Here is a 15,968-nt window from a genome sequence, read left to right on the forward strand (position 1 = left end):
GGGTTCGACGTCTGGCAGGTTGGCGGCGCCGCATTCCCACGGGTGCTTGCCATGTCCAAGCCCAGGTGCGCGACCGGATCGCGCCGGGGCTATCCTTCCTGTAATGCGGGTACCTTTCCCTTCGTCCTGTCGGAGGCGCCGGATCGGACTGGATCATCAAGCCTGATTTCCAGATATGATCCTGTTTTCGCCGACTGCCTGACGAACTGCGTCCCGACGCCCTGCCCCATGACGGCAAGCGCGTCCGCCAGTTCTTTCTCCGTCACCGGACGGCTTTGGAAATTCGTCAGGGTGTTGTCGGTCATGATCGGGAAAAGCCGCAGCGATGTTCCGTTTCCGCCTTTCTTGCCGTGGAAGACGATTGCGGCGACCAGGCTATAGGGTCGGGCGCCGAACTTGCTGTAGTGGCCCGGCGCATTCCAGATGAAATTGCCAAGACCGAAGACGACCGGTCGGCCGGCCACCATCTCGACGGCCTGGGCGGCATGCGTGCCGTGCCCGACGATCAGATCGACGCCAGCCTCGATCAGCCCCGCAGCCTGTTCGCGCTGTGCGTTGTTCACGTCGGCATAATGCTCGCCCCAATGTGGATAGGCGACGAAGATCGGCGCGGGCAGGCAATCGCGCAGGACCGCGATGCTTGTCGCGATGCGTTCGGGGGAAGGCTGGCTGACGCCGGGCGCCTGTGGCCGCGCATACCACCGGAAGCGGCTCTCATAGCGGTCGCGATGCTCGAAGCCGCCAAACACGACCAGGCTTCGTTCCTGCCCGCCCACCGTGAAGCGTCGGATAAGCGGCTGGTCGGCCGCCGCAAGGTCCGGCCCCGCGCCGAAACTGGCGATGCCGGCCTCTTTCAGGCGGGCGATCGTTTCCGCAAGGCCACTTGCACCGCAATCGAGCGAGTGGTTGTTCGCCAGCGAAAGCGCGCCGATTCCTGCCTGAGAGAGGGCCGTCACCGTCCGGTCGGGATTTGACCAGCCGAGATTCTTCTTGCGGCCGCGCAACGCAGTGTCGGGATGCGAGGAGAGCGGAACCTCGAGGTTGCCGATCACCAGATCCGCCGATGACAACAATCCCTGCAGCCCTGCCAGCGAATAGCCGTAGCCCTGTTCATCAAGCAGGCGCAGCAGACCTGCCGCCCTGGGCAGGTGCAGGTAAGGCTCGCCAAAGCCGATGTCGCCGACCATCAGGACCGTGGCATTTGCAGAACTGCGCCGGGGCGTGACACCGGGTGGGGGAGGCGCGACCGGGTCGGCCGCAACGGCAGGCCGGGGTGCAGGCTGCCTTTCCGCTTCTGCGGGTGCGGGCAGGGTTTCAGCGCGTGCCTTTCCGGCCTTGCCCGCCTTGGGCAGGCCCAGTGCCGCCATCATCCGCTTGCGCGCCGCAGGGTCGTCTGGCCGAAGGACGCGGTTGCCGGACAGCCGCGCCAGTGCAGTGCGCGCCGCAGCCAGGGTCGCGTCGCCCTCTGGTGCCTTCAGGATCGCAAGGTCGATCCGGTCCAGCCCCAGGCCACGCTCGGCCACGTCGCGGGCGGACGCCCGGACCAGGATCGCGTCGACTTCCTTGTTCCACCCGATTGCGGCCACGTCTCCGAGATGACGCGTCGCCGGGGCAAGGTTGCCGGCCTTTCCCGGTTCCGTCACGACCCCCAGGATGCGCCCGGCCCTGTCCGCCGCCTTTTCCGCCAACTGCAGCAACCTGTCCGTCTCGGCATCCGTTCCGACAAGGACAACCACCGGGCAGCGGCTTGGAGTGCCCTTGGGAAACAGCATGTCAAGCACGTTGCCCGCGACATTGCGCGCCTTCCCTTCCGAAACCCCGTAATGCAGCTTGAGGCCGGGGCGGGTGTTGACCTCGCAGATCGCAGCCCCGGTTTCCTGTGCGGGCTTGCCGATATCGGTGGTGATGAAGTCGATGCCGCAGACATCCAGCCCCAGAACCGTCGCGGCGCGTTCCGCCATGGCGCGGACCGAGGGATGCACGTCATCTGTCGCGTCCACCGTGTCACCCCCCAGGGCATGGTTGGATTGACGGCGCAGCAACACCATGGCGCCCGGTTCGGGTACCGCGTCCGGGGTCAGGCCCTGTTCGGTCAGAAGCGCCAAGGCTTCCTCGTCAAGGGCAATCGGCACTAGCGATGTCGCCCGGCCAGCCAGCCGCCGGTCGCGTTCGGGCCGCGCGTTCTCTCGCTCGATCAGGGCGCGGATCGTGCTGGCGCCGTCTCCGCGCACCTGCGCCGGCCGCCGGTGCGTGGCAGCGGCAAACCGCCCGCCCACGACAAGAATGCGGTATTCGTGCCCTGGAACGAAGGATTCAATGATCGCTTCGGGTGAAATCGCCTGCGTCCGCCTGAATGCAAGCAGGGTGCCGGATTCGTCCGCGACATCCACGGACACGGCCCGGCCCTTGTGACTTGCGGCCGGCTTGACGACCAGGGGAAAGCCGATGGCGCGGGCGGCATCAAGTGCCTCTTCCTCGGATCGGACGACCCTTTGCCGCGGCACTGGAAGCCCGGCATTGGCCAGTATCCCGGCGGTGACATGCTTGGCGGCCGACAGCTTGATGCCGATGGACAGGGATCTGGACGTTTCGGAACCCGCGACCAGTTGGGCAAACCGGCCCAGGCCCAGCCTCAGGATGTTCGACCCTTCGACCACAGACCAGGATATGCCCCGGAGGGTCGCCTCGCGCGCGATCTCCAGCCCGTCCACATGGGGCCTTTCATGCACCGTCTCTTGCCGCAGCTGGTGCATGTGCTGCAACAACATCGCCTGAAGCTCGTCAGGACTCTCGCCGTCAAGCAGCGCCGAGACAAGCGCAAGCGCCACCCTGGACGCGATGCGTCCGGTTGTTGGCGTGGCGATCTCGAACACGGCAAGGCCCGGATCCCGGGCCGGTTGTGCGGGCGGTGCGGATGGCACCCGGCCCACGGGTGACAGGCCGCCGCCCGTTTGCGAGGGTTGCCAGGAACAAAAGCGCACGGGCCAACCGGCATAGCGTTGCACGGCGACGGCCAGAACCTCGACAAGGGCGGCGACCGGCACCGGTTCGGTGGAAGTCGTGACCCGCCGCCAGCCGCCAAATTCCGGGACCCGTCCCGACAGCGGCGGAAGGATGGCGCTGACCATCTGCGCAAGGGTGGCCGGGACCACGATCTCTGCGCCGCCGATGATGGGAAGCTCGATCACGGGGCGACGCGCATGGATGTTGCCCGCCTTGAAAAGCCGGGGCTCCTCGGCGCGCAGGCGTCCGCTCCGCGCGCGCCTCACGTCTCCGTCGCTGCGCGGTTGCAAGGGGGCGGCCTTGACCGGGTGCTGGATGGCGGCCTTCGGCAGTGCCTTGGGTGCCGCCGCCTTCCCCTTGGGGCCTTTCGCCGGGACGACCTTGGCCGGCTCGATCAAGCCCTTGGGGCTGCGCAGCTTGCGGCCCAGGGCCAGGGCCTCGTAGCTTCTTCGCGCAAGGTCGGGGTCATCAAGCGCCAGGACCCGGTTCCGTGCCGCCCGTTCCAGGATGCGGCGCGCGCGGCGCGCAAGGTTGCTTCCCGCCTCTCCGGCCGGGACGACCGCAAGATCCACCGCTTCGTAGCCAAGGCCCCAATCGAGAAGCTGGCGCGGCGACAGGACGACGATGCCAAGGTCCGCTTCGGGATCAAGGTCCAAGGCCCGCAGGCGTTCCTCGAAGGCGGCCTGAGGGCTGGCACCGGACCTGTCGTCCGGCCCGGCCAAGGCCGACGCGATCGCCACCTTGTAGCCGCGACCTTCCCATTCGGCCCGCAGCGCGGCTTCCGCGTCGCTGTCCGCCTCGTCCCGAAGAACCGCGATCACGGGGAATCCCCATCCCTTGCCGGGCGGATAGATCAGGTCAAGCACGGCATCGGCAGCGTCCCGGGGCGTCCCCCCTATGACCTTGAGATGGACGCCCAGGTCGGGGAAGGTGTTGACCTCGCAGATGGCGCCGCCGGTTTCCTGATAGGGGCGGCTGATGTCGGTGGCGACGAAGTCGATCGCCAGAACATGAATGCCCATGACGGCGGCGACGCGTTCGGCCATGGCGCGGACCGTCGGATGGACAAGATCGGTGACGTCGGTCTTGTCGCCATAGGGCGGGTTGGGCACCCGGCGCAGCAGCACCCAGCGACCCGCTTCGGGCACGTCCTGGGGCGAAAGACCCTGCTCTGCAAGCAGTTCCAGCATCTCCTCGTCCAGGATGATCGGCTTCATGCTGGCGATATAGATGGGCTGGCGCTCGGGGTTCCTGTTCTCCTCGGCGATCAGTTCGGCAACCGTGCGGCTGCCGTCGCCCCGGACGCGCGGCGGGTGCCGTTCAACGACGCCGAACAGGCGTCCGCCGATCACCGTCAGGCGGAAGGTCGGCCCCTTGATCATCGATTCGATCACCACGGCCGGGGAAATTCTGGCCGCCACTTCGAAGGCGCGGGCGACCTCCTCATCCGTCTTGAGATCCACCGACACCCCCTGCCCGCCATTGCCGTCCCGTGGCTTCACGACGACCGGAAACCCGATCTCGTGTGCCCCGGCGATGGCGCGCGCAAGGCTGCGGGCATAGCGTTGCTCGGCAATGGGCAGACCAGCCGCCCTGAGCAGGCCGCTGGCAATTTCCTTGCGCTTGGCAAAGCCCGCGGCGATGCAGGGGGTAAGGCTGGTGTCGAGGCCCCGCAGCAATTCGGCCTGCCGCCCCCGGCCCAGCCGCAGAAACGCCTGGCCGGGCAAGGCAGTCCACGGAATGCCCCGCCGCATGGCCCGGGACGCCATCCACAACGCAAACCGGTGGGGCGTCGTTGCTGCTGTCCGGCGCCGGAAGGTGTCGAATGCCTCGGCAAGGATGGCGTCGATCGTGTCCTCGGCTGCCCGCACCAGCCTGTCGCAGAGATCGAGGGCGAGCCGGCCCGCCAGAAGCCCGGCAGCCTTCTGCCTTGTCTCGAACACGGCCACCAGTCGCTCATCTGTTGGCTGGGCGGGGGATGCGCCTGAACGCTGGTCTGAACGGATTGCTGCCTGGGAACTGGCCATGAACGTGACGGGCCAGCCCATCGACCGTTGCAGCAGAAGCGCAAAAAGTTCGATGGCGGTGACGATCGGAATGGGCGCCTGGGCCTCGCGGGCAAGCTGCCAGTCGGGAAAATCCAGAACAGCCGGCGGCAGGATCGGAAGGCCCTGCGTCACCTTCTGCCACCACTCGGGGGGCAGGCCCGCAGCGTGGCCGGCGTCCAGGCGGATTTCCATGCGGATCACCGGCTTGCGTGAATATGTGTTGCCGGCGGCCAGCATCCGGGACCTGGTCGGCCTGGCGGGGATTCTGTCCCGCGAGGCGGCGTGATCGTCAGAATTCGAGGTGGGGCCTGCAATATCCATATCAACTCTCCCGCAAAGCGAAACTGAGACTGCGGACAATCGGCGCGGACAGGTAGTCCCAGACCGTGCGCGCGCCCGTCTTGATCATGACATCCGCGCTCATGCCCGCCTGCAACGGCACGGCAGAGCGTTCCACCGCCGCCGCCTCCATCTCGACGCGCGCGAGATAGTAGGGAAGGCCCGTGCGGGGGTCGGTCAGGCGGTCGGCCGAAACCGTCTGCACCCGTCCCTCGATCCCCGTTTGCGTGCGCCGGTTCAGCGCGGACAGCCAGATCGTCGCCGGCAGCCCTTCGGTGACCTGGTCGATGTCCAGCGGGTCGATGGTCGCCTGAACCACCAGCTTGTCGTTCAGCGGCACCACGTCCAGCAGCGGCTGCCCTGCCCCGATGACACCCCCGACCGTGTGGACACCAAGCCCGACCACGGTACCCGCAATGGGCGAACGGATCGTCGTGCGATCCAGGACGTCCTGCGCCGCCGCAAGCCGCTGGCCCAGTTCATAGGCGCGCGTCCGCATTTCGCGCAGCTGTTCCTCGACCTCGTTGGCCATCGAGGTCCTGAGTTCCGCCATGCGCAGCAGGGCTTCCTCGGACCGCTGCTGCGCAACGCCGATCGCCGCCCGGTGCTGGCTGATCGTGCCCTCCAGCTCTGCCTGGGTCCGGCGAAGCGCAAGCACGCGCGGGGCCTCCGTCAACCCCCGGTCCAGCAGGCTGCTGGCGGTTGCCAGTTCCTCCTCGATCAGGGCCAGTTGCCGCTCGGCCGATCCGATCTGGCCTTCAAGCCCCTTGACCTCGTTGGTCAGGGCGCTTTGCGTGCGTTCCAGGATGTCAAGCCGGTCGCGCAGAAGCGAGCGGCGGCTGGCGAAGATGCTTTCCTGGCCTGCCATCGCGGACTGCACGGCCTGGTCCCCGACCTTGTCCCGAAGCTCGGCAGGAAAATCGATCCGGTCCAGCCCGTCGCGTTCGGCGATCAGCCGCGCCTCGGTGGCGCGGGCTTCGAAATACTGCGCCTGCATCTCGTTGAGGGTGGCGGTCGGGTGCGTGCTGCCAAGCCGGATCAGGATATCCCCGGCCTCCACGGTATCACCCTCTTGGACCAGGATTTCCTGCACGATCCCCCCTTCAAGGTGCTGGACCGTGCGCACATTGCTTTCGACCGCAAGAACGCCCGGCGCCACCACCCCGCCCTCGATCGGGGCCAGCATGGACCAGGCCGCGAAGGCGCCGCAGAAAAGGGCGACGATTGCGAAGCCGCACAGGGTAAGGCCGACGCCGAACGGCGGGCCGACACCGGCGTCTGCCGGGGATGCTTCGCCTGGCGCGGTCATGTCACGCTCCTCAGGCCGCTGGTGTCCTCGGACGCGGTGTCGTTCTTGGCCGACTGCGCCTCTGTCACCTCCATGCTCTTGCCTCCCAGGATCAGGAACTTGTCCGCGAGGCGGCTGAGCGGTGTCGAATGAACCGCCTGGGTCGCGATGATGGTGCAACCGTCGGCCTTCAGCTGTTTCAGCGCCGACCCCAGGGCCCGTCTTGTGGAATCATCCAGGTTGGCCATCGGCTCGTCCAGCACAATAAGGCGCGGCTTGCCGACAAAGGCGCGCGCAAGCGCGATCCGCTTGCGCTCGCTTCCCGACAGCCCCGTCAGGTCAGGACCGATGGGGGTATCATAGCCCTGTGGCAGCGCCACGATGCGGTCGTGAATTTCCGCCAGCCGCGCCGCCGCGACGACCTCGCCAAACGGCAGATCGCCCATGCGCGCGATGTTTTCGCGGACCGTGCCGCTGAAGATTTCGGTGTGCTGGGGAAGATAGCCTATCAGCCGCGACCGGAGTTCGGCCGGGATCCGGGAAACTTCCACGTCGCCAAGCCTGACCTGCCCGTAGCGCGGTTCGATCAGGCCCACGACAAGCCGCGACAGGGTGGTCTTGCCGGTGCCAGCCGTGCCGGTGACAAGCAGGCCCTCCCCCGCGGTCAGGGTCAGAGAAAGACGCTTGATCACATCGTCGCGCTGTCCCTGATGCCGGAAGGATACCTTGTCCAGCACGAGAGGCGCTTGTTCCGTATCGGGCAGGACCGACGTCTCGGCCCCGTTTTCCTCGGCCAGCCGCTGCTTGAGGTTGACATAGGCCACGCGCGCTTCGCGCAGGGACCGCCAGTTGCGCGCAGCGCGTTCGGCCAGCGTATAGCCGAAGCCCGCCATGACGCGCGCCGCAAAGATGCCGCCAAGCGTCATGCCCCCTGTGACGGCCAGCCACAGGCCAAAGGCGATCATGCCGATGCGCAGGATTTCCCCCAGGCCCCTGATCATCGTCTGAAAGAAATTCTGGCGGGCCTCGATGCGTTCGCGTTCCGCCAGCCGTCCGCCCGCGCTGCGCTGCCACCTGTCGGTCAGGGCCGACGACATGGACAGCCCGGCCACGCTTTCCCGGTTCCGCTCGGCATCCGTCATCAGGCTGCCCGCCTCGCGCGAGGCGTCGTTCTGCACGCGCCGGGCCTCGCGGGTGGTGTATTCCTGCAGGATAGCCAGAACGACCAGAAGAGCCGTGGCCGCAACCGCCACCGCACCCAGGACCGGATGGATCAGATAGGTGCCCAGCAGGAACAGCGGCGTCCAGACCACGTCCAGCCAGGATGCGGCCCCCCGCGTCACGAAGGACCGGACCCTGCCCAGGTCGCCAAGCGCGGTGTTCAGATCCGGGGAAGTGCGCGGTCCCGGCCTTGACAGTTCCTGCCGGACAAGGCGCGGCCCGAACCGACGTTCGATCCAGGTGCCCCAGCGGGTCAGCATCCGACGGCGAACCACATCCAGGGCCATGCCCGCCGCCACTGCCGCCAGGACCATGACGGTCAGCATCACCAGCGTTTCGATGCTGCGGCTGACCGGGATGCGGTCAAGCACCTGAAGAAGATAAAGGGGCGTCGCGAACCTGAGAAGGTTGATGAAGGCCGTGAACAGGACAAGGGCGACGATTCCCCCGCGCGAAGCCCGCCACGCCGCCATGATCGCGGTGTCGTCCCCAGCCTTGCGTCGTCTGGCCACTTGTGACCGCCTTCAGTGAGGTGGGGCCATGGCCAGGACATTGACTCCGGCCGTGGCCTCGGCGATCGAGGGTTCTCTGGCAATCTCGTCGGCGAAGCCCGGATCCTCCTCGTCTTCCACATCGGATTGGTCGGGGTTGGCCTCTTCGTCTTCCGGCCAGAGATTGCGGGACTGGAAGACGCTGCCGTTGATGGGCTGGGCCGGGTCGGACCCTTGCCCATCCACGACCGGCAGGGCCGGCTTTCCCAGCAGGGTCATCAGGCTGGCAACGATCGGCGCGGCATCGGCACGATTGATACCCGGTCCGCCCACCGACGTCAGAACGTCCTGAAGCGCCTCTTCGCAAGCGGCTGCATCGGCGGCGTGCAGCACAGCCTCGACCTGGGCTGGCGCAATCTTGGCGCCCAGAAACGAAGGGGTATAGTATCCGTGCCGCAGCCGCGGGACCCGAAGCTCGATGTTTCCCAGGTTGCTGGCCCACCGCAGCCGCCGAAAGCCGTTGCGGCGGTTGGTGCGGCAGGGGGCATGGGCTTCGTCAGGGCGCATCCCGCAATGGGTCGCCACCTCAAGGTTCATCAGGTGTTTGGCCACCGTGGCCAGGATCTCTCTGGCCTGCTGCGCGGAAGCCCCGGAAAGTGGCTGGGAAGCCGCCTGATCCTCGCGGCCCGTGCCATCTGCGGCCTCCATCGGGTCATGCGACATCGCCTCCCGCGTCAGCGCCAGCAACGAGTGACGCTGGAACCGCGAGGCGGCAAACACCTGAACCGCACGGCGCCTGATCTGCGGCACAAGCGCACTGTTTTGCAGATCCCAGGGCGAATAGAAGCGCAAGCCGGTGGCTGCTTCGGCTTCCCTGACGGCAAGCGGGGACAGCCCCAGCCGACCGCTGATGCCAAAGACCGTGTGGCCCGCCTCGGCCAGTTCGTGACATCCGCCGATTGCCCCCATCGCGTCATAGGCCGCGAAGGTGCAGCCCAGCGACAGGGCGCAAAGGGCATCGTTGCGGATAAGCTGTGCGGTTTCCTTCTGTTGCAGACCGTCGGCGATTTCGATCACCGCGACCTGGCAGCCGGACTGGGCGGCGGCGTTTATCAGGCAGAAGGCGCCCTTCACGATATCGTCCACGGGGGTCAGGTAGGTGCTGGCGAATCCGGCGTCGGTAAAGTCAAGCGCGACATCCGCGCCGGCGTCGCGCACGATCCACATATCCCCGCCGGCACCAGTGCCGGTGATCTTAAGGGCCGCGACCCGCAGCCCCAGACGCTTGAACCCCCGCACGAGCGAGGTCGAAGTCAGCGTCTTGCCGGCATTCATGGATGTCCCCAGCGACAGGACCACCGGCATGTCCGGGGTCCTGTCCGAAGCGTCGATGCGAAACTGCGCCAGGTTGAGGCGCCTTCCCATTGCATCGCCGATCAGGCCGACCGGGGTAATTCTGGTTGGCGGCAGCATCCGCGCATGGCGCGACAGTTCCACCCCCGCGACGCCGCCTGCTGCGACCAGGTCGCAGGGCGCCAGATCGTCGCCGACGATCGCCTCGAACTGGTCCGGCGCATACCGGTTGCCATAGCTCACGATGATCTCGTCGTCTGGAAACATGTGGGCGCGGCGGCCGTCCGTCAGTTCCAGCTTGGTTTGTTTCCCAAGGACATCCACCCGGGCCAGGACAAGGTCGCCCGCGACCGGGCGGACATTGCCGCTGATCAGGGTGGCCATGGCGTCAGGCGGAACGCGGCGCGTGCTGAAAGCGCGCTTTGCCTTGTTTATGCGATTATGCGTTAACTGGTTAATAGACACGGCCTTCCCCCCTCATGGACTGGCTGTCGTCCTATCGCGCAGATTCGGAAATCTGCCGCACATCAAGCGTTAACCAAGATTAACAGGGCTATCCGAAAAGAAAGCAAGTATAAATAAGATGTGTCACTTCGAGTGATAAAGAACGTTCATAACTGTTTTAGCTTCTCTAATTATTAGTTGTGTAAAATAAAAATAATCATCTTCTGGATGAATTAGCCTTTGACCACGAATTTAAGACCCCGCAGCTTACCGTCCCGCCGCACGTTTAATTTCCAATCCTTAGCGCATTCAGCATCTCTGGCGATCGCATCATCTGTCCGCCGGCGTGGCCGATGCCCTCGGCCGTCACAAGGCGCCAGTTGAAGGGCAAGTCCCTGGCCTGCGCGACACGGCGGGCGGTCTCGAAGACGCGCAGGCCGCGTTCCAGTCGATTGGCGCCCTGGCGTTGCGCGGGTTCGTTGGTGACAAGATCCTCGTCGCCCGTATCTGTGGTTCCCAGGAACACCGTCACAGGCGCCGCAAGATAGGCGCGAAGCAATTCTTCCTCGGTTGCGCCGTCGTCGAGGCGGTCGAAACCGTAAGGCGCGTCTTCCTCTGTATCGGGCCAGACATAGGTCGAAGGGTTGGCGATGATGATGCGCCTGGCTTCGGATGGCGGATCATAGGCGGCCACGCGCGACAGGAACTGCCCCCCTGCGGAATGACCGAACAGATAGGCATCCGCGTCAGGACGCCCCTCTTGTTCCTGCGCCCAGTCGATCAGGTCGTCCACAAGCCCGACGGTCCAGCTTTCCTGCGGCTGGACCTCTCCCTCGCGAACGACCCCGCCCCTTTGATAACGCCAGTTCGGAAAGCGGTCCCTGTCGAAAAGGGGTGCATAGATCGTCAGGCACGCCTTGTCAGCCAGCGGACGCGCGGCGTCGCGATAGGACTCGGCCGTGCGCCCGCTGCCATGGAAGACCAGAAGAATGGACGGCATCGCGCAACCAGAGGGGCGATAGGTGAAGACCTTGATGTTCTGGCCGTCGATCCGGGCAGTCGCCTGTCCTTCCCCCAAGGCAGGCGAAGCTGCCTGCGACGGCACGGTTCCGCAGAACAGGATGCCCAGCAGCGCGATCACGACAGGTGCCAAAATTCTCATGTCCTGTTCACCTTGCTGGCCGATCATGGTTTCGGCGGAAATCGCTGGCCGCGGTCGATACGGCGATGACAGCGGCGTCGGTCACAGGGGCAGGGAGCTGCCTTTGGAACCCCTCCTCGCCTCCTGCGCCTTATAGATGCTGTGCATTTCCACCGGTCGGAACCGCTGTTTCATCTCTCGCAGGCCAGGGCGGTTGTTGTCCGTTGAGTCGTTGAAATAGCTCAGGTCCGGGAAGTTCTTCATCATCTGGTGGCGCAGCGCATAGGCCAGACCCGGAAAGTCATGATCCGCGACGGTCAGGAAAACACAGCCATAGACCGAATTGATCGGGCCACCGAAGGAATAGGCACGAACGGTGCCGTCCACTTCAAAAACTTCGCCTTGCATCCGGGACGCCGGAAGCCGCACCGCGTCCTTGAGGCAGTTGGCCATGGCAGCAAGGCCCTTCGGTTCGATCCCCTTTTCCTTGAGCTGCGTACGGAACTTCCGATAAAGCGCCATGCATCCTGCCTCGTCGGCAGGGGTAAAGCTGCGGACCACCAGCTCATCGTATTTCTTCAGGCTCGCCAGGTATCGTCGGACCCTGGCGAATTGCGACCCCTGCAATGCGACGACTGCTGCGCGATCATAGATGAATTCCTGTTCGCGCAGACTGGCCAGAAAGCCATGGCCTTCGATCAGCGGGATGTCTTTTTCCTGCACCCATTCGATCTGGCCCCCGCGCCCCCGGTTGAAGTCGCGCATCCTGTCCTGGGCCCATTGCAGCGCTTGGGTCTGGAACGGAAAGGGCGGCACATACAGGTTCAGACCAAGGCCCGACTCCCTCTGATGCAGGCTATAGAGAAGAACCGATCCCGAAACCTGTTCAAACAGAAGAAGGCGCCGCTCTCTCTGACCGCTGAAAAGCAGGCGCGGAAAATAGTAGTGATGAGATCTGATGTCGGCCTGTTCCATGGCCGCCTGAAAGCAGTCGTGGTCCTCGGCCCGGATGATGGAAAGGCCAAGGCACGCAGCGGGAACATCCATAACCTTCATGATCTTACCCTTGGGCAACATCCTGACACGCGAAACGCATAATGGCCGAGCATATTACGTTCACAAGCAAAAAATAGTCCCGTCGTCACCACGGGAAGGCCGGGTCCAGTGTGGACTTGGTCATGCGACAGACGGTCGGCGTTGACGGACGCCGGATCCGGCCTCGATCCCCCGGGGCCGCCCCGGATGCACGACCGAAGGTCACGTTTGCTTCATCACGGGCCGGCTGGGGCGGCATCGTCGGATCCCTGCCGATTGGCGGGACAGGGTCGGCATCAAACTGCCGGCCCGCAGGGCGGCGGGTTGTCATCATGGGGCTCATGGTAAATAGCGTTCAGGCGACCGCGCAGACAGTCGTGAAAAATCGCTGTTGGCCGATTGCAATATCAAGTGCTTCGGCAATGCCGGAGTCACGCGCGTGATTATTGGTCCGCCATTTCCTTGGCGTCACCCGTGCAAACAAAAGGTCTTGTGAAAACCCGGAAATACCGCAGCAAGCCTGAAACGCCGGAGTAACACAACTTTAGGTTGAGTTGTCCGGGCAATGGTGTAATACATGGACCCGCTTTCAAAAAAAGGCGTGGCTTCATTCGCAATGGGCAGGACAAGACAAAACATCCCTGCTCGACAAACTTGAGGGACTATCCAGACATGACGTTGAATTTGCCTGCCGCCCCCTTGGGCAAACAGGAATTGTCCGTCAATTACGGCGGCACCACCCTGAGGACTTTCACCTATCGCCCCGAGGGAGAGATCAAGGGGATTCTGCTGAACTTTCACGGCGCGGGACGCAATGCCGAAGGGGCGCGCGACACCGCCATCAAGGTCGCAAACGAACGTGGGCTGTATGTGGTGGCACCGATGTTCGAGGAAGACGATTTCTCGTCCTCGGACTACAACAGGGGCGGGATGCTTTCCTCTGACGGGAAGCTTCTGCCAAAGGAAGACTGGACCGTCTCGCTTGTCGATGACATCGCTGAATGGGCACATGCGAAGGTAGGCAACCTTCCCGGTATCGAGACCATCGCCTTTGGCCATTCCGCTGGCGGTCAGTTCATGAGCCGTGTCGCGGCGTTCGGTCCCGATATCTTCGACAAGATGATCATCGCCAATCCGTCCACGCATGTCCGCGCCAGCCTGACAGAGGACATGCCTTACGGTTTCGACGGCAGCTTGACGGCGACCGAACAGGAAGCCTATCTCAGGGACTATCTTGCCGATCCGATAACGATCTATGCAGGTTCGGCGGACAACGATCCGAACGCGCCGGAGCTGTCGGGCGGATCAGCCGCCATGCGGCAGGGCGACGACCGCCTTGAACGCGCCCATTTCGTGTACAACGAAGCCAAGGAACTGGCCGAAGAAAAGGGGTGGGAGTTCAACTGGGAACTGGTCGTCGCCAAGGGTGTCGGGCATTCCGAACGCGGTATGCTCCACGCACCCGAATTCCAGCAAGCCTTCGATGGACGCACGGACACTGCCCCAGCGGCGATCCTGGCCCCCGCGAACAAGGTTTTCGGATTTGAAACGTCATCGGACTGGCACGGTTCGGTCATCAAGAACTATGTCGACGGCGACGTGTTCGACTTTCGCGACATAGATGCCAACGTCCGGCAAAGCGGCGATCAGGCGTTCGATTTCCTGGGCGTCGCAGGCACGAAGGCCTTTACCACCGACGGCGCCCAGATCCGGCTGCGATACCATGACGGCGATACCTATATCTATCTCAACACCGATGGCGATGCCTACTACGAGGCCAAGGGACGGATCGAAGGCCTCCACCAGCTGAGCGAGGACGACTTTCTGCTCTGACCGCATCGGCCCGATGAAGCCGCGCCAGGGGCATCGACGCTCTGGCCAGGCGTTGGCGGGCCCTGACGGAAGCTTGGTTCAGTGCGGCAGGCGGCGGCTAGGCTGCTTCTTGCCACCGGTCTCGGGCCCGTGCATCGCGACCCCGAGGCCGCCGCGCTTCTGGCCTCAGTCGAGGCGGGGCGCTGCTGCGCGGCGCCGGTGAAGGAATGCCGGCGACAACGGCCAGGCCGGAAGGACATGCGCCCCGTCACGCGGTGATGTGGCGCTGAGGCCCGGCCCGGTCAGCCCTTGGCGTTCTTTCGGGCTGTCAGCGCCGCCACATGGCGCGGCAGGTCGCTGCGGGAATGCAGGATGTCCACGATGATGACCTCCTCCGGGCGATCCAGATAGACAAGAAAATGCTCTCCTGCCCGGACAAAGCGCAGGTCGTCGGCGTCATCCACCAGAACGGCGCAGCTTCTGCTGTGGGCCTGTGCGTTCAGGACAGCCCGGCAGCGGTCCAGAAGCTCGGCCTCGTACAGGTCGGCCTGGGCGCGCCCGAAGGTCTGGCTTGTCCATCTGGCGATCTCGACAAGGCTTGCTTCGGCCCGACGCGTCAGCCGCAGGGATCGCGTCACAAGGGGGTCCGGGCGCGCCGGAATGCCCGGCGGATCGCATCCTCGCCGCTGCCTTCCGCCAGATCGCCCGCTTTTGCCTGCGCCAGCCCTTCCAGAAGCCCCTGCCGGATCCCAGCAAGCTGCGCTTCCTCCTGCTCAAGCAGCCTCAGACCCGCGCGCATCGCCTCGCTTGCGTTCTGATACCGCCCCGAGGCCACCAGGGCCTGCACCAGCTTGTCCTGGGTTTCGGTCAGGACGACATTGCGTGTCACCATGTCTCAGGCTCTCCTTTGATGGCAATATATGCCAATGCATCGCACCGATCAACGCCTTGCACGCTTGACCCGCCCTCACCCGAAGCCTTCTGTTACACGAAACGCCACGGCCCCCGTTTTCCTTCCCCCTCCAAGGAGCGACCAGACCCATGACGCGCCCCATCCTGGTCTTCGACGTGAACGAGACCCTTCTTGACCTGAACCACCTCGAGCCACTGTTCGACCGACTGTTCGGGGACCCGGGGGTGATGCGACAATGGTTCGCGCAACTGATCCTTTATTCCCAGGCCATGACGCTCAGCGGGTTGCGGGGGGACTTTGCCAGTCTTGCCGGGTCTGTCCTGCGCATGACGGCCGCGATCCGAGGGCGCGAGGTGACGGACCAGGACATCGCGGCCCTTGGTCAGCACATGAGGTCCCTGCCCGCCCATCCCAATGCCGCAGCCGCACTTGGGATGCTGCGCGATGGCGGGTTCCGAATGGTCACGCTGACGAACTCTCCCCTCTCCTCCGCCGGACCCTCGGCCCTGGACCGGGCGGGGCTGGGCGGTTATTTCGAGAGGCAGTTCAGCGTGGCGCCGACCGGGGTCTTCAAGCCTGCGCCCGCGACCTATCATCATGTTGCCGACAGCCTGGGGGTGGCGCCTTCCGCGATGTGCCTGGTGGCCTGCCATGTCTGGGATACGATGGGCTTGCAGGCCCTAGGCGGACGCGGCGCCCTGGTCACGCACGGTGTCAACGCCCCCCTGCCCCACGAGGCGGTCCCGCAGCCCGACCTGGTGGCCGCGACCCTGACGGAACTGGCCGGGCAGATCATTGATCAATGGGGCGGCAGCCAAAGGGCGTGACCGCGGACAGCCGTGCCAAGCCCGCGGGTTTCCTGTACCATCGAACGCGCCGT

Annotated in this window: 10 protein-coding genes; 2 read left to right on the forward strand and 8 right to left on the reverse strand. The window is 64.9% G+C overall.

Features of this window, described 5'->3' with window-relative positions; genetic code table 11:
* Window positions 1-89: 89 nt before the first annotated feature.
* The 6 genes from RAH32_RS14310 to RAH32_RS14335 form a co-directional block, all read right to left on the reverse strand.
* Window positions 90-5,243 carry a CapA family protein gene (locus RAH32_RS14310; protein ID WP_306608621.1) on the reverse strand — a complete coding sequence of 1,718 codons (5,154 nt, stop codon included), beginning with the start codon at window positions 5,241-5,243 and terminating at the stop codon, window positions 90-92.
* A gap of 130 nt (window positions 5,244-5,373) precedes the next feature.
* Window positions 5,374-6,699 (reverse strand): HlyD family type I secretion periplasmic adaptor subunit, encoded by a 1,326-nt coding sequence (locus tag RAH32_RS14315; RefSeq protein WP_306608622.1) that lies wholly within the window; start codon window positions 6,697-6,699, stop codon window positions 5,374-5,376.
* A complete protein-coding gene (locus RAH32_RS14320; RefSeq protein WP_306608623.1) occupies window positions 6,696-8,411 on the reverse strand; it encodes a type I secretion system permease/ATPase in 1,716 nt (571 codons plus the stop codon). The genes RAH32_RS14315 and RAH32_RS14320 overlap by 4 nt, the downstream gene beginning before the upstream one ends.
* A gap of 12 nt (window positions 8,412-8,423) precedes the next feature.
* On the reverse strand, window positions 8,424-10,127 hold the full coding sequence (locus tag RAH32_RS14325; RefSeq protein ID WP_306608624.1) for a transposase: 1,704 nt from the start codon (window positions 10,125-10,127) through the stop codon (window positions 8,424-8,426).
* A gap of 346 nt (window positions 10,128-10,473) precedes the next feature.
* Entirely contained in the window at window positions 10,474-11,349 is an 876-nt protein-coding gene (locus RAH32_RS14330; RefSeq protein WP_306608625.1) for an alpha/beta hydrolase, read from the reverse strand.
* Window positions 11,350-11,430: 81 nt separating this feature from the next.
* Window positions 11,431-12,384, reverse strand: coding sequence for a phosphatidylglycerol lysyltransferase domain-containing protein (locus RAH32_RS14335; protein WP_306608626.1), 954 nt, complete (start codon window positions 12,382-12,384; stop codon window positions 11,431-11,433).
* Between the two features lie 651 nt (window positions 12,385-13,035).
* Between RAH32_RS14335 and RAH32_RS14340 the strand changes: the two genes are divergently transcribed.
* Entirely contained in the window at window positions 13,036-14,196 is a 1,161-nt protein-coding gene (locus tag RAH32_RS14340; protein WP_306608627.1) for an alpha/beta hydrolase, read from the forward strand.
* Between the two features lie 281 nt (window positions 14,197-14,477).
* Here RAH32_RS14340 and RAH32_RS14345 read toward each other — a convergent pair whose 3' ends face one another.
* Together RAH32_RS14345 and RAH32_RS14350 are read right to left on the reverse strand one after the other, a co-directional pair.
* Window positions 14,478-14,813, reverse strand: a complete 336-nt coding sequence (locus tag RAH32_RS14345) for a type II toxin-antitoxin system RelE/ParE family toxin (protein WP_306608628.1) — start codon at window positions 14,811-14,813, stop codon at window positions 14,478-14,480.
* Entirely contained in the window at window positions 14,810-15,067 is a 258-nt protein-coding gene (locus RAH32_RS14350; protein ID WP_306608629.1) for a type II toxin-antitoxin system ParD family antitoxin, read from the reverse strand. Before RAH32_RS14350 ends, RAH32_RS14345 begins: the two co-directional genes overlap by 4 nt.
* Before the next feature lie 149 nt (window positions 15,068-15,216).
* Between RAH32_RS14350 and RAH32_RS14355 the strand changes: the two genes are divergently transcribed.
* Window positions 15,217-15,915: a haloacid dehalogenase type II gene (locus RAH32_RS14355; RefSeq protein ID WP_306608630.1), complete on the forward strand. Its 699-nt coding sequence runs from the start codon at window positions 15,217-15,219 to the stop codon at window positions 15,913-15,915.
* Window positions 15,916-15,968: the final 53 nt, after the last annotated feature.

The organism is Paracoccus yibinensis (genome assembly GCF_030846195.1).
Lineage (GTDB): Bacteria > Pseudomonadota > Alphaproteobacteria > Rhodobacterales > Rhodobacteraceae > Paracoccus > Paracoccus yibinensis.

Excerpts from the sequence above, each read along its gene's own strand:
- RAH32_RS14325 (WP_306608624.1), bottom strand. The coding sequence starts at position 10,127 with ATGGCCACCCTGATCAGCGGCAATGTCCGCCCGGTCGCGGGCGACCTT.
- RAH32_RS14310 (WP_306608621.1), bottom strand. The coding sequence starts at position 5,243 with ATGGAAATCCGCCTGGACGCCGGCCACGCTGCGGGCCTGCCCCCCGAG.
- RAH32_RS14315 (WP_306608622.1), bottom strand. The coding sequence starts at position 6,699 with ATGACCGCGCCAGGCGAAGCATCCCCGGCAGACGCCGGTGTCGGCCCG.
- RAH32_RS14350 (WP_306608629.1), bottom strand. The coding sequence starts at position 15,067 with ATGGTGACACGCAATGTCGTCCTGACCGAAACCCAGGACAAGCTGGTG.
- RAH32_RS14340 (WP_306608627.1), top strand. The coding sequence starts at position 13,036 with ATGACGTTGAATTTGCCTGCCGCCCCCTTGGGCAAACAGGAATTGTCC.
- RAH32_RS14355 (WP_306608630.1), top strand. The coding sequence starts at position 15,217 with ATGACGCGCCCCATCCTGGTCTTCGACGTGAACGAGACCCTTCTTGAC.
- RAH32_RS14330 (WP_306608625.1), bottom strand. The coding sequence starts at position 11,349 with ATGAGAATTTTGGCACCTGTCGTGATCGCGCTGCTGGGCATCCTGTTC.
- RAH32_RS14335 (WP_306608626.1), bottom strand. The coding sequence starts at position 12,384 with ATGAAGGTTATGGATGTTCCCGCTGCGTGCCTTGGCCTTTCCATCATC.